This is a genomic window from Streptococcus infantis (assembly GCF_047465525.1).
Lineage (GTDB): Bacteria > Bacillota > Bacilli > Lactobacillales > Streptococcaceae > Streptococcus > Streptococcus infantis_R.
Genome location: NZ_JASGZS010000013.1, coordinates 25,050 through 50,526 on the forward strand (window position 1 = coordinate 25,050; position 25,477 = coordinate 50,526).

General features: G+C 39.9%; 28 protein-coding genes and 1 tRNA gene. 4 read left to right on the forward strand and 25 right to left on the reverse strand.

The window, feature by feature from the left end:
• Positions 1 to 9: 9 nt before the first annotated feature.
• From QM374_RS06185 to QM374_RS06200, 4 genes are all read right to left on the reverse strand, one after another.
• Entirely contained in the window at positions 10 to 1,077 is a 1,068-nt protein-coding gene (locus QM374_RS06185) for an ABC transporter ATP-binding protein (RefSeq protein WP_414311188.1), read from the reverse strand.
• Positions 1,078 to 1,085: 8 nt separating this feature from the next.
• Positions 1,086 to 2,012 (reverse strand): oligopeptide ABC transporter permease OppC, encoded by a 927-nt coding sequence (gene oppC, locus QM374_RS06190; RefSeq protein ID WP_000104373.1) that lies wholly within the window; start codon positions 2,010 to 2,012, stop codon positions 1,086 to 1,088.
• Positions 2,012 to 3,508: an ABC transporter permease gene (locus tag QM374_RS06195; RefSeq protein WP_000761009.1), complete on the reverse strand. Its 1,497-nt coding sequence runs from the start codon at positions 3,506 to 3,508 to the stop codon at positions 2,012 to 2,014. Before QM374_RS06195 ends, oppC begins: the two co-directional genes overlap by 1 nt.
• A 65-nt stretch (positions 3,509 to 3,573) precedes the next feature.
• Complete coding sequence (locus tag QM374_RS06200; protein WP_414289639.1) at positions 3,574 to 5,553, reverse strand: peptide ABC transporter substrate-binding protein; 1,980 nt, start codon at positions 5,551 to 5,553, stop codon at positions 3,574 to 3,576.
• Positions 5,554 to 5,734: 181 nt separating this feature from the next.
• On the opposite strand from QM374_RS06200, the gene QM374_RS06205 reads away from it, so the two are divergent.
• Together QM374_RS06205 and QM374_RS06210 are read left to right on the forward strand one after the other, a co-directional pair.
• A tRNA-Cys gene (locus tag QM374_RS06205) sits at positions 5,735 to 5,805 on the forward strand.
• 480 nt (positions 5,806 to 6,285) lie between these two features.
• Positions 6,286 to 6,465: a hypothetical protein gene (locus QM374_RS06210; RefSeq protein ID WP_414311189.1), complete on the forward strand. Its 180-nt coding sequence runs from the start codon at positions 6,286 to 6,288 to the stop codon at positions 6,463 to 6,465.
• Between the two features lie 224 nt (positions 6,466 to 6,689).
• Here QM374_RS06210 and QM374_RS06215 read toward each other — a convergent pair whose 3' ends face one another.
• The 14 genes from QM374_RS06215 to QM374_RS06280 all read right to left on the reverse strand — a co-directional run bounded on the left by QM374_RS06215 (position 6,690) and on the right by QM374_RS06280 (position 17,424).
• Complete coding sequence (locus tag QM374_RS06215) at positions 6,690 to 7,070, reverse strand: PBECR2 nuclease fold domain-containing protein (protein ID WP_414311190.1); 381 nt, start codon at positions 7,068 to 7,070, stop codon at positions 6,690 to 6,692.
• A 220-nt stretch (positions 7,071 to 7,290) separates the two neighbouring features.
• Positions 7,291 to 8,622, reverse strand: coding sequence for a hemolysin family protein (locus QM374_RS06220; RefSeq protein ID WP_414311191.1), 1,332 nt, complete (start codon positions 8,620 to 8,622; stop codon positions 7,291 to 7,293).
• 116 nt (positions 8,623 to 8,738) lie between these two features.
• On the reverse strand, positions 8,739 to 9,569 hold the full coding sequence (locus QM374_RS06225) for a DNA/RNA non-specific endonuclease (RefSeq protein ID WP_414311192.1): 831 nt from the start codon (positions 9,567 to 9,569) through the stop codon (positions 8,739 to 8,741).
• 40 nt (positions 9,570 to 9,609) lie between these two features.
• The gene (locus QM374_RS06230; protein WP_414311193.1) at positions 9,610 to 9,732 is read right to left on the reverse strand and encodes a hypothetical protein; all 123 of its coding nucleotides are present in this window, start codon (positions 9,730 to 9,732) and stop codon (positions 9,610 to 9,612) included.
• Positions 9,733 to 9,881: 149 nt separating this feature from the next.
• Positions 9,882 to 10,076 (reverse strand): DNA-directed RNA polymerase subunit beta, encoded by a 195-nt coding sequence (locus QM374_RS06235; RefSeq protein ID WP_080979309.1) that lies wholly within the window; start codon positions 10,074 to 10,076, stop codon positions 9,882 to 9,884.
• Positions 10,063 to 11,349 (reverse strand): UDP-N-acetylglucosamine 1-carboxyvinyltransferase, encoded by a 1,287-nt coding sequence (gene murA / locus QM374_RS06240; RefSeq protein ID WP_414311194.1) that lies wholly within the window; start codon positions 11,347 to 11,349, stop codon positions 10,063 to 10,065. Before murA ends, QM374_RS06235 begins: the two co-directional genes overlap by 14 nt.
• Positions 11,334 to 12,407, reverse strand: coding sequence for an acyltransferase family protein (locus QM374_RS06245; RefSeq protein WP_371559351.1), 1,074 nt, complete (start codon positions 12,405 to 12,407; stop codon positions 11,334 to 11,336). The genes murA and QM374_RS06245 overlap by 16 nt, the downstream gene beginning before the upstream one ends.
• 65 nt (positions 12,408 to 12,472) lie before the next feature.
• On the reverse strand, positions 12,473 to 12,703 hold the full coding sequence (locus QM374_RS06250; protein ID WP_371559349.1) for a DUF1146 family protein: 231 nt from the start codon (positions 12,701 to 12,703) through the stop codon (positions 12,473 to 12,475).
• A 56-nt stretch (positions 12,704 to 12,759) separates the two neighbouring features.
• On the reverse strand, positions 12,760 to 13,797 hold the full coding sequence (locus QM374_RS06255) for a SepM family pheromone-processing serine protease (protein WP_000730763.1): 1,038 nt from the start codon (positions 13,795 to 13,797) through the stop codon (positions 12,760 to 12,762).
• Positions 13,781 to 14,269: a pantetheine-phosphate adenylyltransferase gene (gene coaD / locus QM374_RS06260; protein ID WP_248035169.1), complete on the reverse strand. Its 489-nt coding sequence runs from the start codon at positions 14,267 to 14,269 to the stop codon at positions 13,781 to 13,783. Before coaD ends, QM374_RS06255 begins: the two co-directional genes overlap by 17 nt.
• A complete protein-coding gene (gene rsmD, locus QM374_RS06265; protein ID WP_414311195.1) occupies positions 14,259 to 14,798 on the reverse strand; it encodes a 16S rRNA (guanine(966)-N(2))-methyltransferase RsmD in 540 nt (179 codons plus the stop codon). The genes coaD and rsmD overlap by 11 nt, the downstream gene beginning before the upstream one ends.
• Positions 14,799 to 14,858: 60 nt before the next feature.
• Positions 14,859 to 15,851, reverse strand: coding sequence for an aspartate--ammonia ligase (asnA, locus tag QM374_RS06270; protein ID WP_414311196.1), 993 nt, complete (start codon positions 15,849 to 15,851; stop codon positions 14,859 to 14,861).
• Positions 15,852 to 15,947: 96 nt separating this feature from the next.
• On the reverse strand, positions 15,948 to 16,631 hold the full coding sequence (locus QM374_RS06275; RefSeq protein WP_248035175.1) for a Bax inhibitor-1 family protein: 684 nt from the start codon (positions 16,629 to 16,631) through the stop codon (positions 15,948 to 15,950).
• Between the two features lie 52 nt (positions 16,632 to 16,683).
• The gene (locus QM374_RS06280) at positions 16,684 to 17,424 is read right to left on the reverse strand and encodes a TrmH family RNA methyltransferase (RefSeq protein ID WP_414311197.1); all 741 of its coding nucleotides are present in this window, start codon (positions 17,422 to 17,424) and stop codon (positions 16,684 to 16,686) included.
• A gap of 33 nt (positions 17,425 to 17,457) precedes the next feature.
• On the opposite strand from QM374_RS06280, the gene QM374_RS06285 reads away from it, so the two are divergent.
• Positions 17,458 to 17,736, forward strand: coding sequence for an acylphosphatase (locus QM374_RS06285; protein WP_001174501.1), 279 nt, complete (start codon positions 17,458 to 17,460; stop codon positions 17,734 to 17,736).
• Positions 17,737 to 17,813: 77 nt separating this feature from the next.
• Positions 17,814 to 18,740: a membrane protein insertase YidC gene (gene yidC, locus QM374_RS06290; protein WP_045762702.1), complete on the forward strand. Its 927-nt coding sequence runs from the start codon at positions 17,814 to 17,816 to the stop codon at positions 18,738 to 18,740.
• An 83-nt stretch (positions 18,741 to 18,823) separates the two neighbouring features.
• On the opposite strand, the gene pflA is transcribed toward yidC, so the two are convergent.
• The 7 genes from pflA to rpe form a co-directional block, all read right to left on the reverse strand.
• Positions 18,824 to 19,618, reverse strand: a complete 795-nt coding sequence (gene pflA / locus QM374_RS06295) for a pyruvate formate-lyase-activating protein (RefSeq protein ID WP_371559333.1) — start codon at positions 19,616 to 19,618, stop codon at positions 18,824 to 18,826.
• 133 nt (positions 19,619 to 19,751) lie between these two features.
• Positions 19,752 to 21,005 (reverse strand): diaminopimelate decarboxylase, encoded by a 1,254-nt coding sequence (locus QM374_RS06300; RefSeq protein ID WP_414311198.1) that lies wholly within the window; start codon positions 21,003 to 21,005, stop codon positions 19,752 to 19,754.
• Positions 21,006 to 21,077: 72 nt separating this feature from the next.
• The gene (gene purR, locus QM374_RS06305; RefSeq protein WP_414311199.1) at positions 21,078 to 21,902 is read right to left on the reverse strand and encodes a pur operon repressor; all 825 of its coding nucleotides are present in this window, start codon (positions 21,900 to 21,902) and stop codon (positions 21,078 to 21,080) included.
• Positions 21,903 to 22,005: 103 nt separating this feature from the next.
• A complete protein-coding gene (locus QM374_RS06310; RefSeq protein ID WP_000703215.1) occupies positions 22,006 to 22,947 on the reverse strand; it encodes a 3'-5' exoribonuclease YhaM family protein in 942 nt (313 codons plus the stop codon).
• Positions 22,937 to 24,193: a DNA recombination protein RmuC gene (rmuC, locus tag QM374_RS06315; protein WP_414311200.1), complete on the reverse strand. Its 1,257-nt coding sequence runs from the start codon at positions 24,191 to 24,193 to the stop codon at positions 22,937 to 22,939. Before rmuC ends, QM374_RS06310 begins: the two co-directional genes overlap by 11 nt.
• A 1-nt stretch (position 24,194) precedes the next feature.
• Positions 24,195 to 24,857 carry a thiamine diphosphokinase gene (locus QM374_RS06320; protein WP_414311201.1) on the reverse strand — a complete coding sequence of 221 codons (663 nt, stop codon included), beginning with the start codon at positions 24,855 to 24,857 and terminating at the stop codon, positions 24,195 to 24,197.
• Positions 24,820 to 25,476, reverse strand: coding sequence for a ribulose-phosphate 3-epimerase (rpe, locus tag QM374_RS06325; protein WP_414311202.1), 657 nt, complete (start codon positions 25,474 to 25,476; stop codon positions 24,820 to 24,822). The genes QM374_RS06320 and rpe overlap by 38 nt, the downstream gene beginning before the upstream one ends.
• Position 25,477 lies beyond the last annotated feature (1 nt).

A 25,477-nucleotide genomic window follows, 5' to 3' on the forward strand; every position in this document is an offset into this window, starting at 1 on the left:
TCCTTCCTCCTAGTCCTCAAGATGTGTAAAGCCCATCTTTTCACGAATCTTGTCGTGTAAATCTGCAATCACCGCTGGTTTTTCAACTTTTGGAGCTTGTTCATGAAGCAACCATGTCTTAGCCCAATGAGTATCAGATACTGCAAACTGAGGTGCTTTTTCCTCGAAGTCAATCTTCATAGCATAATCTGAACGAAGAGCAAAAGCATCTCCCTTCAATTCAGTATAAAGCGATGGAGGTGTTCCAGGGATTGAGTACAATTCACCTTTGTCATCCGCAAGTTGAGGCAAGCTTGACAAGAGGCTCCATGTATATGGATGACGTGGGTCGTAGAAGATTTCTTCAACAGTACCATACTCGACGATCTCACCAGCATACATAACCGCTACTTTATCAGCGATACTTGCTACGACACCTAGGTCGTGGGTGATAAAGATTGTTGTAAAGTGGTATTCGTGTTGAAGTGACTTCAACAAATCAATAATCTGTGCCTGAATGGTCACGTCAAGAGCTGTTGTCGGCTCATCACAGATAAGAATGTCTGGACGACAGGCAAGAGCAATCGCGATAACGATACGTTGACGCATTCCCCCAGAATATTGGAAAGGATACTCGTCAAAACGTTTCTCAGAATCTGGAATACCAACCTTATTCATATAGTCAATAGCCATCTCTTTAGCTTCTTGAGCAGTCTTGCCTTGGTGTTTAACAATAACTTCTGTGATTTGACTTCCAATTGTCTTGATAGGGTCTAGACTTGTCATCGGATCTTGGAAGATAGTTGCAATCTTCGCACCACGAATACTTTCCCAATCTTTATTAGATGTAAGGCTGGTCAATTCTTGGCCACGGTAATTAATACTACCTCGTGCAATACGACCATTTCCTTCCAACATTCCTGTGAATGTTTTTGTCAAAACTGATTTACCTGAACCTGACTCTCCAACTAAAGCGAGAACCTCTCCCTCGATCAGATCGATGGAGACACCTCGAATAGCTGTCAAAATCTTGTCACGAACATCAAATTCCACGACAATATCTTGAGCAGTCAAAATTACATTTTTTCCTTTTATCATGTCTACTCCTATCTATGTGTACGTGGATCACTAGCATCCGCTAGGTTCTGACCAACTACGAACAGTGACAAGGATACCAAGACCAAAGTTGTCAATGGAATCCAGAAGAGGTAAGCATTGGTTGTTACGTTCTGAGAATAATCCGAAATCAAACGTCCCAAACTTGGTACTGTGATTGGCAAGCCGAGTCCAAAGAATGACAGGAAGGCTTCATATGAGATAAATGCAGGAAGCATTTGTGATGTAGTTGTAACAATAACAGAAACCAATTGAGGCATGATATTTTTAATAACAATCTTATGGGTTGGTGTTCCCAGTGTACGTGAAGCAAGGTTGTACTCCAAATCACGGTAACGCATGATTTGGATACGAATCATATAAGCAATACCAATCCAAGTAGTTACACTCATGGCAAAAATCAAGTTCCAGAAACCTGCACCGATAGAGTAAGTCAAAACAATAACGATCAAAAGTGAAGGGATGTTATTGATAACGTTATAAACTTCCATCATGATACGGTCAACTGATTTTGAAATACCCCAGATTCCGCCGACAATAACACCAATAACAACGTTGATAAAGGTCGCAATTACGGAAATCAAGATAGAGTTACGTGCTCCAAACCAGACACCGTCAAAGAGAGATTTACCATTACTATCTGTACCAAACCAATGTTCAGCATTTGGCTTAATGTAACGAGCGCTAAAATCATTTACCTTACTTACATCATTGAAGTCAAAATCAGAAAACATTGGATAGATGAAACTCATCAATACGATGGAGATCAAAATACCAAGCATGATAATTGTTGATTTTTTCTTCAAAAACTGTCTAAAGACAGAACCCCAATATGAGTAGGCAGGAGCATCAATTGCTTCAGAGGCAAAATCATCTCGTTTTACAAATTGAAATTTATCATTACTAATCGTAGACATTATTTGCCTCCTTTCTCTGTCAATTTAATACGTGGGTCAATAATAGTCATCCAAATATCTCCAATCAAGTAAGAGAAAATTGAAACACATGTAAAGATGAAGACCAGACCAACTACCATATTGTTGTTTGATGCTTTTACAGAGTCAATCAACATTTTACCCATACCTGGGAAGGCAAAGACTGTTTCAGTAAGAGTTGCTCCACCAATAACACCAATAATTGAGCCTGGGATACCAGAAACGAGTGGTACCATAGCGTTTTTAAAGATGTGTTTGTTAGAAATTTCTTTTTCAGAAAGACCTTTAGCTCGAGCAAAACGGACAAAGTCTTGAGATTGTAAGTCAATCATGTAACGACGAATCCAGATAGCTAGACCAGGTGCTCCAAGTAAACCAAGAATGACTGATGGAAGGACATAAGATCGCCAATCGCCAGCACCCAAGATTGGGAATGAGTCTGGGAATCCGATAGAAGAACCAATCAAACGAATGATATAAACTAGAGCAATCGTTGGGAGGGCCATCAAGAAGGTCAAAGTACCTGTAGAGAGGCTGTCAATCCAAGTATTCTTGAAACGAGCCATTGCTGAACCAAGAGGAACTGCAATCGCATATGAAATCGCAAGACCGATCAAACCAGTGATAGCAGAACTTGCAATCATTGATGGGTACTGATAGTTGCTTTCAGTAGCTGTATATGGATCATCTTTACCGTAGTTCGCTACTTCACGAGCATCAGCTTGACTCGGAGATTTATAAGTTCTTGAGTAAATGTTAACTGATGATGTTTTCTTACCAGTTGGGAATTGAACTTCTGAAGTCTTGGTTTGTCCTTGTCCTTGTGTGATTACTTGAAGAACAGGAGTATTGGCATAAGTTGGATAAGAATCTCCTAGGTTTAAGTTGACAAAGTTTTGGTGAACAAATGGGAACTGACTATTGAAGTACAAGAGGTATTTGTGTTTAGTACCTGAACCCACAAGAGACCAACCGATAGCAGGGTCATTCTCAAAGCGCAAATAACGCTCTAAGTTAGGATTCTCAGGGTCTTGGATCTTGTTTGTATGGTCAATATCAAGCAAGTTTGCATAGAATTTGAACACACGCTCAAAAATAGGAATTTCACGTGTAGCGTAGAATTGTCCACTCTCTGTAAACTCACCTAGAGTCCAACCATTCCCAAGTTGTTGGATATATTTTTCATAGATTGCTTTATTTGTATCATTTGCATCTACTGTAACAGAAGAGTCAATGCTACTAGCTTTTTCCTGCAACTCTTTCGTATCGTAATATTCGATATAACCCATACGCTCAAAGACGGTATTTTCATAGTTATCACGTTTATCAGCCGTGGTTGCAATTTTATTGTAGTTAGTATCTTGTTTGAAGATCAACTTCCGTGGAACCATCGTATAGATGATTGTGTAAATCAAGGTCGTTACTAAGAAAATAGAAACCAACGACCGCAAGATACGCATAAAAACATATTTTTTCATATTATTTCCTTTAAAATCCCAAAAGAACCTTCTCCTTTAGGAGAGAAAGTTCTGATGAGCATTATTTATTTCACATGACTCGCTAACTCTTTTTGAGCTTTTTCGTTTGATTCAGCTTTTTCTTTGAGCCATTTTTCACGAGCTTCTTTGTACTCTTTGGTTGTTACAGTGTTAGCTTGCAATTGAAGATATTTGAAGTAAACATCTGCGGCTTTATCACCAGATTGAGTGTAAGATGCTGAGAATGGCACTACACGAGAAATAACTGGTGCTGCTCCTGTAGAAGACATAGCTGGAAGGAAGAGTGAGCTATCTGTCAACCAAGCTTGAGCTGCTGCATATTTCTCATAACGTTTGTTAAGATCGCTTGTTTCACTAGCTGCATCATCAACTAACTTGTCATAGTCTTTCAAGCCAACTTGAGCGACCGCTGGGTTTGATGGATTATCATAGCCCATGTAAGTCTTAGTTGTTTCACTGTTAGTAGATTTTAGGATATCAAGGTAAGTTGACGGATCTTCATAGTCTGGGTTCCATCCAACGGCACCTGAAAGGTCCCAATCTTCTGCTGCTGCACTAGCTGCATAATATGTGACGTTTTGTAATTCATCTGTAGTGATTTGTTGGATATCGATGACTACATTATCTGTACCCAAAGCAGTCTCAACAGATTGTTTAAATGATTGGATACGAGCAATATAGTTTTTAGATGCTTGGTCAACCGGAATGTCCAAATGAATTGGGAATTTCACGCCGTCTGCTTCTAAAGTCTTCTTAGCTTTAGCCAATTCTGCTTTCGCTTTATCTGCATTGTAAAGTCCATCTTGAGCATCTGCAAAGTTTACATCTTTCCATTCATCACCATAAGAAACGACCTTCTCAGTAACTAAGTCGCCAAATGTTTTATCACCTGCAGAAACGAAGTCTGGTTTTACAAAAAGGTTACGAACAGCAAGTGCTGCTCCATCTTTACCATTAATCTGAGCCGAATATGAAGTGCGATCAAATGCAAAGTTCAAAGCTTGACGGAAATCTTTATTAAGAAGGGCTTTCTTAGTAGAAGTTTTTTCTTCGTCAGTTGTTTTTGAAGTATACTTATAGCTTTGGCGGTCAATATTGACACCCAAACCAGCAACACCAGAACCTTGTGGAGTATAGTAGATATTATCTTTATATGTTTCTGCTACTTTAGAATAGTTTGAGCTAGTAGGGTAGAGACGGGCATAACTGTAGGCTCCACTTGTAAAGTTACGCTCGATTGATTCTTGGTCTGAACCATCAAAATAAGCAAGCGTTACAGTATCGATATGAACATTGTCTTTATCCCAATACTGTTCATTCTTTGCAAACTCGATAGAAGACTTAGCTGTCAATCCTTTAAGCAAGAAAGGACCATTGTAAAGCAACGATGTTGGATCTGTCGCCTTACCAAAGTCTTTACCTTTTGATTTTTCAAACTCTGCGTTCAAAGGCCAGAAAATTCCGTAAGACAATTTAGAGTTCCAGTATGGTTCTGGTTGGTTCAATGTATATTGAAGAGTGTAATCATCGACTGCTTTAACACCTACTGCAGAGAAATCTGTGTTGTTTCCTGACAAGTAGTCAGCCAATCCTTTAACAGAATTTTGTGCTAGGTAAAGAGCGGCTGATTTATTGTCGGCTGCGTGTTTCAAACCTGTAACAAAGTCATTTGCAGTTACTTCTGCATACTCTTCACCATCAGAGGTAAACCATTTTACACCTTTACGAATTTTATACGTATATGTCAAACCATCTTGAGATACTGACCAATCTTCAGCGACTGCAGGAGTAAGGTTACCATACTTATCATTTGTAAAGAGTCCATCGATACCGTTTGAAGTGGCAACTTTTGTACTTTGTTTACCAGAGGTAAGGTAGTCCAATGTTTCTGGATCAGCAGTGTATACATAACCATATGCTTTTGGTGCTTCAGCATTTGATGTTTTTGAAGAACCACAAGCTGCGAGAACGCCTGTTGCAAGTAGGGCAACCCCTGCTACTGCAAGAATCCGACTTTTTTTCATGTTTAATTAACTCCTCTATTAAAATTAATGAGATACTGTTGATTATACCATAATCCCTTTCAAAAGTAAACGAATTTTCAGAATATTTTGTCGCATACCTTTTGCAAGCAGGAAAACTTACATTTTCAGAAAAGAAACTATTGACGAGATTTAATTTAAAAGGTATAATAATAAAAGTTAAGGCGGTATAGCCAAGTGGTAAGGCACGGCTCTGCAAAAGCTTGATCGTCGGTTCAAATCCGTCTACCGCCTTATAATACCGATTTTATCGGAATTTATCCAGACAAAAAGCCCGATTTTATGGGCTTTTTTATTTTTATTTCAGGATAAAAAAGGATAACTTTAGAAAACTTCTGGGGCGGATTTGGGGCGAGGACGTTTTAAAAACTTCATTAAAAGTCTTGATTTTATCGCTTCCCCGTGACATGATGTAATCAAGCAAAGGAAAGGGGGAAAGTGAACAAAGAAGATTGGCTTAGCGATAGACAATATACCTGAAACAGGAACTGCTATCGCAAGTCTAATGACCGCGATAACGGTCACAAGGCAAAACAAAAAGCGTAACCCAAAATTCCGACAAAAGAAAAGGTAAACGCTAAGAGGTCGGGGCGAAAGCCCCTTACACCTCTATTTTATCAAATGAAAAGAGTAAAAATAATGGTTAGTGCAATAGCTATTTTTATAATTACCATCAATGTATAATTGATCTCAAAAATAAAAAGGACAAATAAAATGAGAAAAGTTATTCAAGAATTATTAGACAGTTCGATATCTACATCTGCTATTTCGCAAGGCGCTGGAGTTCCGTGGACTACTGTTTCTGACCTCAGAAAAGGAAAAACAAGCATGGACAAAATGGCACTTCTCACAGCAGAAAAACTTTATGATTTTGCCTTATCTGACAAACAGTGATTTCGGTCACTGCTTTTATTATTTCAAATAAAAACCTCAAGCCTGAGCCTGCGTTTGGTATAACCTATTTTAAAATTCTCGAATAAAAAAGGAGCATTACAGCCCCTCTTTTGAAATAACGGACACTTGGCTGGTCGGTGTACCCAGCATCTCAGATACCTTTTTCAAGGTGCGGCAGGAACCTTTCTGCCCTCAAATGTCTTTCGTTAATTTTTATTCTAGCACTATCTACTTTTTTTGTCAATTTTTCTCAATCTACCAGACTTAATACGACTTTGTAACTTATAATCTTGTATACGATACATGGTCGGGACGTAAAAGAAATCGCCACTTTTATGTAACTTGATAGCAACAAGTACATTATCATCAAATCTTTTTACATATTCAAAACTAACGTCTTTCTCTCGTGGATTGACCCCAACGAAATCTGGATTACTTAGTATGAGTTCCAAGTCTTCAATATGATGAATCACATCATTATGATGGCGTTTCATCATATGACTTCTCAGTCCTTCTTTGTTAACCTTGATGTCGCTAGCTTCAAGAACAATATTAAAAATCTCTTTTACTTCATTAGTAACCTGACCAATTTTTTCATGATCCATCATTTCCTCCGTTATTCCACAACTATTATATCACATTTTATTTGGTCGTAATCAAGCATCAAGCTTAATCGTAAACTCTGGCTTGTCTATCATACTATCATCTGGTTTCAGGTAGTACCAGCCGTCTACCGCCTCTATATTATCAAAGGCTTCTACAGGAGTCTTTTCTTTTTAACTACTAGAAAAGCTTTATCAGTTCTGCTCTGATAAAGCTTTTGTTTTATTCTGTTTCTTCTTCTGATATAAGTTCTTGAATTTGAACCTTAAGCTTGGTCACACGGCCATTTTTGACTTTGTCATTAGTCAATGTAATGTGTTTGTTGGCACTTTCCAATTCATAGCTAAGTTTTTCAGTTGTTGGAATAGTTCCGACACCCGTCAAATAATAACCAGCGATTGTATCTACATCATCACTTTCAAGCTCAACATCGAAATAACTATTGAAGTCGTTCAAGTTCATCGTACCTTGAACAATGTAGGTATTCTCACCAATAGTATGAACGTAAACCTCAGCACGGTCAGTTTCGTCGTCAATCTCTCCGACAATCTCCTCAAGAAGATCCTCTAGTGTAACTAGACCAGCCATACCTCCATACTCATCCAGAAGGATAGCCATCTGTCTTTGAGTATTTCTAAACTCTTTTAATAAATCATCCACAAAAATAGTTTCAGGTACAAAGAGTGGATCTTGTAAGATTCGCTTCCAGACAATATTGTCAAACCCGCTGGCAAAGGCTTCTTTAAGGAGACTCTTAGTATGAATCAATCCAATAACATTGTCCTTATCTCCATCATAAACAGGAATACGAGAAAAATTCTGTTTCAAGATACTTTGGATAATGGTTTGAGTATCATCCTGAATATCTACCATAAAGGCATCTGTTCGTGGAACCATGACTTCACGTGCCATGAGTTCGTCGAGTGAGAAAATCCCCTGCAACATTTCAATTTCATCAGCATCCAAGGTTTCTTCACTCTTAGACAACATGTACTCAATCTCATCACGAGTCATTTTTTCATCTGCATCGTCAAATGTCATCGGTGTCAATTGACTCAAGAGATTAGTTGATGCTGAGAGCATCCAAACGAAGGGACTCACAATCTTACCAAGAGCAATAATAAACGGTACTGTTCTGATAGCCAAGGCATCCTTAAGATTTAGAGCAATTCGCTTAGGATAAAGCTCACCAAAAACAATAGAAATATAGGTCAAGAAAGCTAGTGATAAGAAGCTAGCTACCGCATAGGCAGTTTCGCTATTTCCCATCCAAGAGGCGATCAATTCTCCAAGTGAATCTGCTAGTTTAGCCCCTGATAAAATCGTAATTAAGGTGATACCAACTTGAATGGTTGATAAAAAGTGATTGGGGTTTTCAAGTACCTTTAGTAAACGGATATAGCGTTTATCTCCCTCCTCAGCTTTTTGCTCAACACGTGAACGACTAAGTGAAACCATGGCCATTTCTGTTGCAGAGAAAAAGGCATTTAAAAAGGTCAAAACAACTAATAAAACAAATTGCAGTAACAAATCCTGACTGCTCGGGTCTTCCATTTTCCTTCTCCTAAATAGTATAATTGAGTCTATTATACCACATTTTTTCTCTTCTACACATTATTTTACGATTTCAATAGTTAATCCCCTATCTGAGGAGATAAGGGATTTTTAGTCTATTTTGCTTTTGTAACCGTAACTTGACCTGTTCGGTAATCTAACTGAATTCCCTTTTGGACATTTGGAATCACGACATTAAACTCCAATTCTCCATCAGAGGATTTAGCTTCAATCTGGGATGCAGACGGCACCAAGTCTTCCTCAGACGCATAGAGCAACGTCACACGGTAACGCACTCGTTTGTTTTGATCTAGGGCTTTTCGAACCAGACTTTCATAGTAGTTTTGGCCTGTGGAATCTTCTGCACGCGCTTGGTTGGCCCAAGCTGTCTGTACGGCAATATTTTTAGGATTGCTGGTAGAAGCATCGAAGCCATCTAAGCCACCTATCAAGGCATAGCCTAACAAGTGTCCTCTATCGACCGCATGGTTATAGCTTCCTTTTAGGTTCTTAAGCTGATGCCAACCCGCAGGCGTCCAAGATGTTGAACCATTGCCAGTTTCTTCACGGTCCTTGTACTGCCTTGTTGCTTTTGACATGATTGCATTCGCTACTGTGGGAACTGTCTCTCCTCCTACCGTTTTTGTCTTGTTATCCGCATAGGGTTTACTTGAAACCTTGGCGTCTAGATTGGTTTTATTGTTATTGACGATAAAGGCTCCTGCGCCATTCCACTCTAGAGTGCCCTTGATTTGTTTTTTAACCGAATCTGTTAGGACACTTTCAGCCAGTTCTTGACTTGGAGTATCCGACGACTGTGATTTTTGTTTTGCTTGTGTTTGTGGTGCAGTGTTGGAAGACTGCATTTGTTTAATATAGTAGCTTCCTGCTGACAAGAGCAAAAAGAGCAAGAGGCCAATTAGGGCCTGCCTTGTTTTTTTATTCATATTTTCTCCTTCTACTCTTCGAAAATCTCTTCAAACCACATCAGCGTCCATCTGCAACCTCAAAGCAGTGCTTTGAGCTGACTTCGTCAGTTCTATCCACAACCTCAAAACAGTGTTTTGAGCAGCCTGCGGCTAGCTTCCTAGTTTGCTCTTTGATTTTCATTGAGTATTATAGCGGATTGAATCTAGAATAGTACATTACGGATGTTAAAAATATTTCTAGAAATTAGTTTGACTTTCCTAATCGAATTGTTCATACCTTATTTCAATCTACTATACATTCACTTCCTAGAAAAAGACTGGTCTCCCAGTCTATTTTCCTGTAAATTTTGCGATGAGTTCTTGCCATTTTGCTGGTGCTAAAATAGCCCAAGGATCTTGACCTTTTCCTAGAATACCATAGCCAATCATCAAACCAATAGCAAGAGCTAAGAATCCTAGTAGTAATACTACAATTACTAGGATAAAGCGACGTAAGACATATTTGGATCGTTTATTCATCTTCATCAGCTTCCACACTTACCCGTTCAATCTTAGCTCCTAACTGAGCTAATTTTTCATGAAAACGGTAGTAACCTCTATCTAAATGGACAAGCTTTCCTACAACTGTTTCACCTTCAGCTACCAAGCCTGTCAAAATCAAGGCTGCACTGGCACGTAAGTCTGTCGATAGAACTTCTGCACCTTGGAGAGGCTGTCCTCCGACGATACGGGCTGTATCACGGATGATTTCAGAGTGCAAGCCCATACGACGCATTTCCTCTAAATGTTGGAAACGATTCTCAAATACAGTCTCTACCATAGTTGACTCACCTTGAGCAACGGTCATTAGAGCAGTGAACTGCGCTTGCATATCTGTCGGAAATCCTGGATGTGGAAGTGTCTTAACGTGGACAGCCTTTAATTTTTCACGTTGAGAACGAATACGAATTCCTTCGTCCTCATCAATGACTTCAACACCCATTTCCAATAATTTAGCAATCAAGGGACGATTGTGTTCCCAGATGGCATCTTGAATCAAGACATCTCCACCTGTAATGGCAGCTGCTACCATGAAGGTCCCTGCTTCGATACGATCTTGCACAACATTGTGGGTCGCACCGTGTAGTTGCTCAACACCAGTAATCGTTACAGTTTCTGTTCCTGCCCCCTTGACCTTGGCACCCATTTTATTTAGGAGAACAGCCAAGTCGACAATCTCAGGTTCACGCGCAGCATTTTCAATGACTGTAACGCCGTTAGCAAGAGTTGCTGCCATCATCAAGTTTTGAGTAGCACCTACACTTGGGAAGTCCATGTAAATGTGAGCTCCGTGCAAGCGTTCTGCCTTAGCTTCGATATATCCTGCCGTTTGAGTAATTTGAGCCCCCATCGCTTCGAGTCCCTTTAGGTGAAGGTCGATAGGGCGACTACCGATAGTACAGCCACCTGGCATCGAAACTTTAGCATGTCCTACACGAGCCAAGATTGGCCCCAATACTACAATTGAAGCACGCATTTTGCTGACATACTTATAGGGAGCTTCTTCGGTGATGTCTCCAGTAGCATCAACTTCAACAACATGTGCTTCTTGATCAAAGTCTACTTTCGCATTTAATCCACGAACCACCTGATTCATGGTAAAAACATCCGATAAAATAGGAACATTTTTTAAGACCGTTTTTCCTTCACTTGCTAAAATAGTTGCTGCAAGTAGTGGCAAAACTGCATTTTTTGCGCCCTCGATGGTAACACTTCCAACCAAACGATTATCGCCACCTTGAACTACAATTTTTTCCATAGAGTATTTTCCTTTAATGTTGATTTTATAAATAGACTTACTTTTTGAGTAAATCTATTAACTAATTTGTTAATAATCCAAGCCAAAATCAGACTTATCATCAATACAAAAAATGTAAATAACACATCATTTACTCTGGATGACACAAATATTTTTTCTAGAATAGAGATTACTAATCCATGTATCATATATAATTCAAATGATATACGACCTATTAAAGTTAAATAGACATTTGAAAAATTTATTTTTTTCAAAAAAAGTATAATAAAATAGATTGTAAAAATAATATTATCTAAATTAGCGGCCAGTGCATAACTATAGCTATCTTCTAAATGTACATACTTCAACAAAATATTGTATTTATGTGAGAAAAAGAGTAACACAGTTACTAAAATAATTGCTATAAAGTAATACCTATCTAAAAATCTATCAATTTTATTTTGATTTTTAGCCCATATTAGACCAATAATGAAGGGCAAAACACTATTATACCACCAGAAACTATAGCCTAATTTTATAGCCAAACAGATATAACAGATTATAAATATTGTATTGAGAACAATAGATAAGAGCTTATTTTGAAAAAACTTAAACGATATGTAAAAGAACACATACATTAAAATTATAATATCAACGAACCAACCATTATATATAATTGTACTTCCTTTTTTAAATAAATTAATAAAAAAATTTAAATCCATTAATTGACCGTTTACGAATCTGGCAAACATATAAATCAAAGAGATAATAAAAAATGGAACCATAATTTTAGAAAGTCTTTTTTCTAAAAAATTATCTAGGTAATTTTCCTTACTTTCATTTTGAACATACAACCCGTAAGCAGATAAAAAGAAAAATATAGAAACAATATAGGTCCCCATATATGAAAAATTAGAAAATTCTTCACCAGTTTTAACCAATGGTGATAAATGATGAAATATGATCCCTAAAGCAAGGAAACCTCTAAGCCCTGATGTAGATTCAACACTTAGATATTCCTTATTTTGGGGCAACAAATAAATTAATAGCGTTATTAACAATAAAATTACAATATCCATTATATTTAATTCTCCCAATATTTTTGTTAACTCCCGAAATATCTGCTTATTATAAAACATAGAAATTATAATAAGCCTCGTACTGCTTCTTGCCAAAGTTGGTAGAGATTCAGAAAAAAGGAACTAATCAGATATCCTAAACCGATACTACACAATACTACCAAGAGTCGAACCTTTTTCGCATTATCCTTTGTCACCTTCAAAATTTGATCCCATCTGACCAAATCTTTCAAGAGCTGAAAGACTAGGTAGACAAAAAACATATGACTACTAAGGGTAAAAAACAATTGAATCATTTGCCTATTATACCATCTTCTTTTTTTCTACGCTAGTTTAGGGATTCGCCTACTGTTTAGGGATTGTTTTTCAAATAGTCAATCGCATCTTGAAGCGTTTTGACTGGAACGATTTTCATGTCTGTTTTAATCATTTGAGCTGCTTCTAGAGCTGTGTCATAGTTACTCTTGGCATTTGGATTTGCCTTTTTAGCTTCCTCAGTTACTGGATTGTTAGGAGCAAAGAATACAGTAGCTCCCTTTTTAGCTGCGGCCACAACCTTTTTATCAATTCCACCAATATCACCAACATTCCCATCTCTATCGATGCTTCCTGTACCCGCAATAATGCGTCCATTTCGAAGAGTAGGGTCTGCAATTTGCGTGTAGATGGATAGACTAAACATCATCCCAGCACTAGGACCACCAATGCCAGCAGTTGAAAACTTGATTGGTACATCACTAGATACTTCAGTGCGATCAATCAAACCGATTCCGATACCATTCTTCCCATTTTCTAGAGTAATGATCTTTCCTTCAGCAGTTTTGACTTTTCCATCCTCCTCATAAGTAACCTTAACCTGATCACCTAGAGTTTGAGAATTAACGTAGTCAACCATCTCTTTTGAACTCTCAAAAGTTTTATCATTCACAGCGGTTACGGTGTCAGCAATATTGAGAACCCCCTTGAAAGTCGAGTTATCTGTTACAGTCAAAACATAGACACCTAAGTATTTAAGCTCAATTTCCTTACCGGCCGTTTTCAAGCCTTGATATTTGGCCATGTTTTGCGAAGTTTCCATGTAAAACTGGTTGATTCTCATAAATTCCGCATCTGATGAACCACCAGTCATCTCTTTGGCACTATGTATGTCCGTGAAAGGTGTTAGCCAAGCATAGACTAAGTCAACCAGTCTAGCGTGCTTAACTCCAACTGTCACAAATTGATAGGAACCTTCCTCTTGGTCAGGTTGGTTATTAACTTGTAAAACCTTTCGAATATCTTCAGAAGTTCCTGGCACCTCGATATAATAAGGCAGGGGCACTGTAAAAGCGATAAAAGTGATAATGAGCCCAATAATGAGATATAAGGGCCATCTAGTTTTTTTCTTCATTGTTTAACTCCTCTAGGACAGCATTTGGTACATACCCGCTGATATCTTGACCAAATTTCAATAGTTCTCTCACAGCTGAAGAGCTGATGTATACATGCTCTGGGCGACTGTGGAGGTAGATTGTCTCCATTTCTCCTGCTAGTTGATGGTTGTAAAAATCAAAACTGGCTTCATACTGAAGATCTGTTGCATTACGCAAGCCACGCACCAAGACCTCTGCACCTAATTTTCTAGCAACATCAACGACTAATTCATCGTGAGAAGCTATGACTTTGACATTATTCAGATGGGCCACTGCTTTTTCAACAGTTTTCTTTCGGCTCTCTATCGCCAAAAATCCTGTTTTATGAGGATTATAAAAAATTCCCACATACAATTGATCAAAGAGCTTACTTGCACGCTCAATGAGATCCAAATGTCCATTGGTCATCGGATCAAAGGAACCTGTAAATAGCCCAATCTTATCTGACATAAACCGTCACCTTACTAATCCCATATATTTTTTCCTTCCAGATGCCCAAACAAGCGATTTCTTCTGGAAGTTCTACTGATTTATCTGTTTCGCAAACCACCATGACATCCTCTGAAAAAAGATTTCTCTCTGCCATTTTTTCAATATCGGACACGATTTGTTCTTTTGCATAGGGAGGGTCCAAGAAAATAAGATCAAAGACACCGTCCACCTGCTCCAAAGCACGACTGGACTCCATTTTCAATAATTGAAATTTAGAGGTTTCCTTAGTCATTCGGATATTTTCTGCGACTATAGTCTGAGCTCGACGATCCTTCTCAACCAGAACGGCACTGGACATCCCTCTTGAAACTGCCTCAATGGATAAACCACCGCTACCAGCATAAAGATCTAGCACTCGCCCGCCTTCAAAGTAGGGACCAATCATATTAAAAATAGCGCCCCTAACCTTGTCTGATGTTGGCCTTGTCGTTTTACCGTCCAGCGTCTTTAAAGGACGCCCTCCGTAGATACCTGATACGATTTTCATACCGTATATTATACCAAATTCTTATCAAAAAAAGAAAATCGAACCTTACGGCTCGATTGATTAAAGAATATTTTCGTAGGTGTCTCTCACTTCTTGTGGCCAAACACTGGTTTGGACTTCACCGATGTGCTTCTTACGAAGTAGGAACATAGCCATACGAGATTGGCCAATTCCTCCACCAATTGTCAATGGGAAGAGTCCATTTAATAGAGCTTTGTGCCATTCCAAAGAAAGGCGGTCTTCATCTCCTGTGATAGCTACTTGGCGACGGAGAGTGTCTTCATCGACACGAATGCCCATTGAAGACAATTCAAAGGCTGCACCCAAATTATCATTCCAAACAAGGATGTCCCCATTCAAGCCATGATAGCCATTTTCAGATTCGGTTGTCCAGTCATCATAGTCCGGTGCACGTCCGTCATGAGGTTTTCCATCTGACAATTCTCCACCGATACCAATTAGGAAGACCGCACCGAATTCCTTACAAATAGCATTTTCACGTTCTTTAGGTGTCAAGTCTGGATAGCGTTCCACCAACTCTTCTGTATGGATAAAGGTAATTTGCTTAGGCAAAATTGACTCAATATCGTAGCGTGCTTCTACTGCTAACTCTGTCAAACGAATAGCCTTATAAATCTTTTCTACCGTTTCTTTAAGATAGGCAAGATTGCGCTGTCCGTTTGGAATAACTTTTTCCCAGTCCCACTGGTCTACATAGACTGAGTGAGTCGCATCTAGTGAATCTTCGTCCGGACGAAGGGCCTTCATGTGAACGAAGAGACCCTCTCCTTCACCAAAACCAAAACGAGCCAAGGTATGGCGTTTCCACTTAGCAAGCGAATGTACCACCTCATAAGATTCATCTGGAATTTGCAAAACATTAACAGAAACTGGATGTTCAATCCCTGAAAGGTTATCCTGCATCCCGTCCCCAACCTTACTCAAGATTGGCCCCTGCACTTCCACAACTTCTAATTTATCTTTCAAATACTGGGTAAAGGTATTTTTTACAAAGGAAATTTCTTCCTGTTGATGAATAAAACTTTTCTTCATACATCTCTCCTTTTAAATAATAAGATGATTATACCCTTTTGCTAGTAAAAATAAAAGTAAAAATTTAAAAAAGAGCTCATTTGAGCTCTAAAAGTATTAATCGTCACTTCCAAAGATACGCAAGAAGCTAAGAAAAAGGTTGATAAAGTCAAGGTAGAGGCTAAGCGCCAAAGAAATTGCCCAACCTGTAGCGACTTGACCATTTGATTCTTCATAAACATAGCGAATCTTTTGGTTATCCCAAGCAATCAAACCTGCAAAAACAAGAACCATGACAATACTGATAATGTAGTCGAAGAGACCACTGTTTAAGAATACATTAACAATCATAGCTAAAATGAGACCTACCAAGGCTGCAATCAAAGCACGCCCGATACCACTCAAGTCCTTTTTAATCACAACTCCGATAATTGCCATGACAAAGAAGAGGGCAGCGCTAGAAATGAAAGCCGTTAGAACTGTTCCTGGTAGATAGAGTGATACGATGAAACTCAGTGAAAAACCGTTCACTACTGAATAGATGAGAAACATCGGAAGAGCTGCTGGGCTATTTTTATAAGCCATATTACTTGCTGCAATTACAAGAGCAACTTCAACTACTCCTGTCACGATTAGCCATATGCGGGCATTAAACATCAACTGAACAAGAAGGTCTTGGAAAGTTGTTAACATCAAGGCTGAAACAAGTGCGGATAAGGCAATCCCAACTCCTACAAAAGCATAAACTTTTGCATAAAATTGATTCAAACCTGAACGTTCTTGAATAATTGTTTGATTCATACTTTTTCTCCTTATGAAATCTTTTTACTGATTATAACAAAAATCAAATCATTTAACTCAAATAAAACATGAGTATGCCTGCAGCAATAGCGACATTGAGGCTTTCCGCTTGTCCTTTCATGCTGATGTGGACCAATTGATCTGCCTGGTCTGTCATGAATGGACTAATGCCTTGACCTTCATTTCCCATGACTAAGGCAAAATCTTCTAACCGAGCCAGTTCACGATAATCTTTAGAGTTCTGGGACAAGGTGGTTGCTAGAATTGGTAAACCGCTCTTTTTAGCTTGTTCCACAAACCCTTCGACAGACATGCGATAAATCGGCAAATGGAAATGACTGCCTTGCATGGAGCGAAGCGTTTTGAGGCTATAGATATCTGCTGACTTGCTGGAAACGATGACTCCAGAAAAACCTGCTGCATCTGCCGTCCGAATCATGGTCCCAACATTTCCAGGATCCTGCACATCTTCTAAAAAGAGATACTTTCCTTGGCTCAAATCTGGTAACTGCTCCTCTTCCTTTTGAACAATGGCAACAATGCCCTGAGGCGTTTGAGAATCTGCTAAATCGAGCAAGATTTCTTCTGTCACAAGGACAGTCTGAGGATAGTCTACTAATTTTTCACCATACTCTGCGAGAGCAAAAATTTTCTCAATCTTTGCACCTGCCTGAATAGCTTCTTCAAACAGATGCCATCCCTCAATCAGATATGAGGTTTTCCGATATTTTTTTTGATGTAATTTCTTGGCATTTTTTACCACAGAATTGGCTTTAGAGGTTATAATAGTCATAGAAATATTATAACACAATCAAGGAGGTTTGGTATGCAAAAGGTTAAAATGATCGCCCAAGGTCGCGTCCAAGGAGTGGGCTTCCGCTGGGGTGTCTATACCCTAGCTCTAGAACTAGGTGGCATTACGGGTCGTGTCTGGAACAACGATGACGGAACCGTTGAAATTCTTGCCCAAGCAGAGTCTTCAGCCATCATGGCTAAATTTATCCAAGAGATCCGAAAAGGCCCTACCCCATTCTCTAAAGTAACCTATCTTGATGTTCAATTGAGTAACTTTCCATCTTATTCAGACTTCAAAGTCGCAAATTAGGTCTCTAGAACTATTGTATATTTTCCAAAAAAACAGTAGAATAGAAAGGTATAATTTTTAAAGAAGGAATAAAAACAGTGAAATCAATTAAACGAATCGCTCTCTCAGTCATGGGAGTGGCTATGCTATTAGTCTTGACAGGTTGTGTCCAGGTTGATAAATCAACAGGACTCCCAACTGGACCCGTTTGGGATTTCTTGGGTGCTCCAATGGGAGAAGCTATCAAATACTTCGCTAATGATCAAGGTCTCGGTTTCGGTGTTGGGATCATCATCGTAACCATTATCGTTCGCTTGATTATCCTCCCACTTGGTATCTACCAATCATGGAAGGCGACCCTTCACTCTGAAAAGATGAATGCTCTCAAGCACGTCCTTGAACCACATCAGACTCGCCTGAAAGAAGCAACGACACAAGAAGAAAAATTAGAAGCTCAACAAGCTCTCTTTGCTGCTCAAAAAGAGCACGGCATCAGCATGTTTGGCGGCGTGGGATGTTTCCCTATCCTCATTCAAATGCCTTTCTTCTCTGCTATCTACTTTGCTGCCCAACATACTGAAGGAGTTGCCCAAGCAAGCTACCTAGGAATTCCTCTAGGCTCACCTAGTATGATTTTGGTTGCCTTTGCTGGTATCCTTTACTATCTTCAATCACTCCTTTCTTTACATGGAGTTGAGGATGAAACTCAAAGAGAACAAATCAAGAAGATGCTCTATATGAGCCCTCTCATGATTGTCGTGTTCTCTGTCTTCTCACCAGCCAGCGTTACACTTTACTGGGTTGTCGGTGGTTTCATGATGATTCTTCAACAATTTATCATCAACTACATCGTTCGTCCAAAACTTCGTAAAAAAGTACGCGAAGAATTTGCTAAGAACCCACCAAAAGCAAGCAAAACTTCAAGCACTCGTAAAGATGTAACCCCTGAACCAGCAACAGCTATCACAACTTCTAATAAGAAGAAAAACAAAAAGCGCAATGCTGGTAAACAACATTCTAGATAAAAAATAAAAGGCTTAGCTTAAATGCTGAGCCTTTTCTATAGTCAAAAAGAGGCCGAGAAAAAATCCCGACCTCTTCTTTCATTTTATCCATGTACACGTTTCATGTAATCTTGATAGCTTTCTGTATCCATGAGTTTTTTAGCATTTTTCACGCGGTCTGCTGTTGGAGGTTTAACTCCTTCAAGCGAATACGGAATCCCAAGTTCACGCCATTTGAACTCACCCATAGTGTGATAAGGCAAGATTTCAAACTTATCAACATTTTTGAGAGTTTTTACAAACTTACCAAGCTCAATCAAATCTTCATCGCGGTCTGTCAATCCAGGTACAAGAACGTGACGAATCCAAACAGGTTTACCGATTTCTGACAAGTACTGGGCACAAGCCAGAATGTTTTTATTGGTTTGACTGGTTACAATCTTGTGTTGTGCTTCGTTAATCTCCTTGATATCAAGGAGTACCAAGTCTGTCACGGCCATTAACTTGTTGAACTTTTCTAGATAGCGTGGTTTGTTACGGAATGGAAGGGCACAAGTATCCAAGGTACAGTGGATACCCTTTTCTTTTGCCTTGGTAAAGAGGGCAATCAAGAAATCAATCTGCAAGAGGGCTTCTCCTCCGCTGACTGTGATACCTCCCTTGTCTCCCCAGAAACCACGATAACGAAGCGCTTCTTCTAGAACATCATCTACTGTTCGTACACGAGATTTATTGGTTTCCATAGCCCAAGTATCAGGGTTATGGCAGTATTGGCAACGCATCTGACAGCCTTGCAAAAAGACAATAAAACGAATTCCAGGGCCATCTACCGCCCCAAAACTCTCTGTCGAATGCACCATTCCTGTCACTTGTCCATAGTCAATTATTTCCTCAGACATATCGTTACCTTCCTTGAAAACGTTTTATAGTCTTTATTATACCATGACTGAAAAGAAAAACCACAGATTTTGCCTATTTTTTAGAAAACAATCTGTTTTTCACTTTCAACTTTCATGATTTTCAAAATATTTATTAATCCTTGTCAAAATCAAACCCATAGAGAGTCGCAAAATAATCCTCTGGTCGCTCTGCTCGGCGGATCAAGCGTGCTCCACCGTCCTCTGTATAGAGAATTTCTGCCGAACGAAGTTTGGCATTGTACTGGTATCCCATAGAGAAGCCATGCGCACCTGTATCATGAATAACTAACAAATCACCAATTTCTGTTTGAGGTAATTCACGATTAACTGCAAACTTATCGTTGTTTTCACAAAGGGAGCCAACAACATCAACTACTTCAGTCTGACCATCAGGATGCATCATATTGGTGATGTGGTGATAAGCACCATACATAGCTGGTCTCATAAGGTTAACAGCTGACGCATCTACTCCTAGATAAGTACGATAGGTTTTCTTTTTATGAGTAACTTTTGTAACGAGAATGCCATGAGGTGCCAACATAAAACGTCCTAGTTCTGTAAAGATCTTAACCTGACCAAGGCCTGCTGGTGTCAAAACCTCTTCATAAACCTGACGAACTCCCTCACCAATCAAAGCGATGTCATTAGGCTCTTGATCTGGGCGATAGTTGACCCCGATACCACCAGAAAGATTGATAAAGTCCAGTGAAATATCTAACTTTTCCTTGATTTCTACTGCCAATTCAAAAAGCTGACGTGCTAATTCTGGATAGTAGAGATGGGTCACTGTATTGGAAGCTAGGAAGGAATGAATCCCAAAGGTTTTAGCTCCCTTTTCTTTCAAGATTGCAAAGGCTTCAAAAAGCTGTTCCTTAGTCATCCCGAACTTAGCTTCACCAGGATTATCCATAATGTCCGTACCCAGTTCAAATACGCCACCAGGATTGTAACGGCAAGAGATGATTTCGGGAATACCTGCTGCACATTCCAAATGCTCGATATCTTCAAAGGCATCTAAATTAATAGTCGCCCCCAATTCTCGCGCATAAGCATACTCTCTATCTGGGGTGTTGTTAGATGAAAACATCATATCCGCCCCTGTAAACCCAAGCTTGTGACTCATCAAAAGTTCGACATAACTGGAACAATCCACTCCACATCCTTCTTCTTGTAAGATTTTCAAAATGGCTGGAGTTGGCGTTGCCTTAACTGCGAAGTATTCTTTAAAGCCCTTATTCCAAGAAAAGGCTTTGTTTACTGCGCGTGCTTTCTCGCGAATCCCTTTTTCATCGTAGAGGTGGAATGGAGTTGGAAACTCTTCAACAATCTTTTCTAAGGCTTCACGTTTAATAAATGGTGTTTTCATAGGACTCCTTCATATTCATTATCAAAGAAAGGCTGGGACGAAAGTTCCAACCTTTGTATTTCAAGTCAATTCTTATTTTTCTGTATCAAAGATATTTCCAACTTCAACAGCAATTTGTTGGTTCTTCACATCAATGTTCGTGACTCTCAAGAGTGACTTGTAGTCGAACTGTTGTTCACGGTCTTCCTGTACATTATCAGCAAAGACAGCTACACCAGCCAACTCTGAATCAAACTCAGACAAGAGGCTAATCATCCCGTTAATGGTTCCTCCACCCTTCAAGAAGTCATCGACGATCAAGACACGACTTCCTGCTTTGAGGCTACGTTTTGAAAGGAACATCTTTTCGATACGGTCACTAGAACCTGAAACATAGTTGACACTAACAGTTGAACCTTCAGTGATTTTCAAGTCGCGACGGACAATGACAAATGGTACGTTGAGGACATTTGCTACCGCATTCGCAAGCGGAACCCCTTTGGTTGCCACAGTCATAACCGCATCAATCTTTTGATCCATGAAGCTCTTAGCAATAATGCGACCAATATTTTTCAAGATGGACGGTGTGCTGAGCAGATCCGATAGATAAATGTAGCCACCTGGAAGGATACGGTCGCTTTCTGAGAGCTTTTCACGCAACTCATCAATAATAGCTTTAGAATCTTGGGTAGAAATAGATGGTGTAAAAATAACTCCTCCACCTGCACCTGTCACTGTTTGGATATGACCAATTTCGATCTCTTCAAAAGCACGTTTGATGATGACGATATCTTCTGAAATAGAAGACTTGGCAGATTCATACTTTTCTGCAAAGGTGTTGAGACTGGTTAATTTGTATGGATTGTTGATCAAGTAATTGGAAATAACAACCATCCGATCACTTCTTCTTAATTTCATTATGCATTTACCATTCTTTTTTATTTAGTCTTTTTCTCATTATATCACACTAGAGTTAAAAAAACGAACTTTATTACCTAAATAAAGCTCATTTTTTTAGTTTCTAGTCTAATTTTGGCTTATAAAAGGAACGATTGTCCATGGCAAAGACTTTATTGGTCATTTCTCCCTCATCAACAAGGGCCAGAGCTGTTGTCATCATCATCATGCTGGCATCCAAATTATCAATCATATGAATAATTTCTGCTTCCATCACTCGAGGACGAACTGGACTACCATACTCTAGGAGACCATGGTGACTGAGAATGACATGGCGAAGAAGTACAACCTCTTCTCTAGTATCATCAATGCCAAGCTCCATTACCGCTTTGGTAATTTCACTATCAATCAAAGCAATATGACCGATAAGATTTCCTCTTACTGTGTACTCTGTCTGGTCGGGACCTGTCAACTCAATAACCTTGGCCAGGTCGTGCAACATAATCCCCGCGTAGAGCAAGCTCTTATTGAGCTGAGGATAAATATCTGCTATCGCTTCTGCCAAACGAACCATAGTCGCTGTATGATAAGCAAGCCCTGTCTCAAAAGCATGATGGTTGGTCTTAGCAGCTGGATAGGAGTAGAATTCCTTGTCATATTTGGTGTAGAGATTCCGAACAATTCGCTGCCAAATTGGATTTTCAATTTTAAAAATCATCTGCGCCATATATTCACGAATCTCTTTGGCATCTACTGGAGATTTAACCTTGAAGTCCGCTGGGTCATTTGGTTCGCCAGGTTGTGGTAAGCGAAGGGTGATTTGATTAACCTGAGGCGTATTGTTGTACACTTCACGACGACCTTGCATATGGACTACTTTCCCTGCTGTAAAGGTTTCAACATTGTGGGGTTGAGCATCCCAGAGCTTCCCTTCGATTTCTCCACTATCATCTTGGAAGGTGAAGGCTAGGTAATTTTTCCCAGCACGTGTCTGTCTCAGGTCAGCTGACTTGATCAGGTAAAAGCCTTCAAAAAGCTCATCTTTCTTCATGTGACTAATCTTCATATTCTTCCTCATCTTCTTGGAATTGGAGCAAATCAAGCGCAGGCTCACCTTCTGATAACTCAATGTGACGAAGCGTTCGCTCGATAGCTGTAGTACGACGGTTTAATAAATCATCAATATTGCCAGAGGCATGTTGGAGATGCTTTTGTGCCTTAACCAGAATACCTCCAAACTTGCCAAATTCTGTTTTGACACTAGCTAGGGTTTTACTGATATGGTCAGCACTCTTTTGGATATTGAGGGTCTTGAAGCCAACTGATAAGGAGTTAAGAAGAGCCGACAAGGTACTTGGACCTGCAACAATAATCTGTTCCTCCCGTCTCAAATCATCAAAGAAAATCGGATTGCGAACGATTTCCGAATAGAGCCCTTCTGTTGGAACAAACAAGACACCAAAATTGGTTGTCCGAGGTGGCGCCAGGTACTTGGTCTTGATATCCTTAGCAAAACGCTTGACGCTTGCTAGGAGAGACTTACGACAGCGCTCGATTTCCTCCTTGTAACCTGCTTCATAGGCTTCTTCCAGACGGTAATAATCCGCCAGTGGAAACTTAGAGTCGATTGGTAGATAGACATATTCCTGGTCACCTTGTCCAGGCAACTTGATGGCGTATTCCACACGTTCACTAGAGTTTTCAACCGTTGCAAATTCTCGTTCATACTGGGTAGGCGTCATGATGTCTTCAATAATCTGTCCCAGTTGTAATTCTCCTAAAATTCCTCGCGTTTTAGTTCCAGAAAGAACTTTATTTAGCGCACCGACATCTCGCGCAACCGTCTGCATTTCACCCAGACCTCGATTGACAGATTCCAGTTGTTTAGAAACCGTCTCGAAGGAGGCCTGCAAGCGTGTCTGCAAGGTCTTTTCTAGCTTTTCCTCGACCGTTTGGCGCATCTGTTCCAAGCGTTGCTCATTTGACTCCTGCAAGGCCTGTAGTCGTTGGTCAGTCTTATCTCTGGTTTGGAGGAGATTTTCATTCATCTCCTGCCTAAGCTGAGTCAGACCTTGGTGCAATTCAATCCGGACCTCCTGCAAACGATCACTGACAGCCACTTCAAGATTTTTTTGATCCAGCTGACTGGCCTGTCGAGCTTGTTCGAAGCGATAATCCAGCTGGTCTGAGAGATTATCTGCCTGATCTTCTAAACTCTTGGTCAGATATTTCTCCTGCTTGTCCTGCCTTTGCCAAATAAGAAAGAGGCCGGCTAGATTAGCAACTAATAAAACAACAAGTAAACTTTCCATCCTACCTCCTATCCTTGCTATGCAAGACAACCACATAGCCATCTGGGCAAGTCACTGAAACTTCCCTATCTATATATTCGTTAGAAGCATAAACTTTCTTAAAGAAAAAATTTTTCTCTGTCAACTCATACTTGGCACCAAGAATAGTCAATTGACTATCCCTTACAGGCATAAAAGCTAGATAATTATAGTCCGAACGTGGTTCTAGCTGACTGGTACCTTCTGGACAGTAACTAATCAAGTTTTGCCCATCCTCAATCTCTATTTGGCGCATATAGGGTGCTAATTTGGGATTGCTGGGTAGAAAGACATTGGCCAGCATATGATCGATGCGACCACCTAGGGCACCAAAAATGGTCACCTGAGCCTGAGGATTTTTTTCAAAAATCGTTAAAAGTGCTAGTTCCAGATCGGTATCATCTTTTTCTGGCTGGGCTTGGACAAAGTGATGAGCACGCTTTTGAATCAACTGACGCTCTTCCATAGTCACAGAATCAAAATCCCCAACGGCTAAAGCAAGAGGAAGTTCTTCTTCCAATACCCAGAGTGAGCCTCGATCCACACCGACAAAACAGTCAAAATCTGTCCGGTAGTGACCGCGGTCTCCCCCTGCAAAAACTGCAGCTTTAGTCCAGTTGATTTCTGAGAGCTTGCACTCGTTCATTGACATCTCCCTTAAAGACATAAGATCCCGCTACAAAAACTGTCGCGCCAGCTTCTTTGGCTTGAGCAATGGTTTGGTCATCAATACCACCATCGACTTCGATTTCAAAGTTCAAGCCTTTTTCCTCACGAAGGGCAACTAACTCACGTATCTTATCCATGGTTTCTGGCAGAAATGCTTGTCCGCCGAAACCGGGGTTAACCGTCATGACCAAAACTTGATCCACTAAGTGAAGCACGTGCTTGATAGCCTCAACAGGTGTTCCAGGATTGATAACAACAGAAGGTTTGATACCTAGAGAACGAATCTTTTGAAGAGCGCCATGGATATGAGGTGTTGCCTCTACGTGAATGCTGATGATATCTGCCCCTGCACGCGCAAAATCTTCTAGATGGTGCTCTGGATTAGAGACCATCAAGTGGCAATCAAAAACCATCTTGCTATGGGGGCGAAGGCTTTCGACCACACCTGCACCAAAGCTGATTTGTGGCACAAAGTGACCATCCATGATATCGATATGGGCGTATTCTGCCCCAGTTGCTTCTAGGCGTTTAATTTCACGTTCAAAGTTGGCATAATCTGCTGCCAGAATTGACGGAGCAATCTTGTATTGAGACATA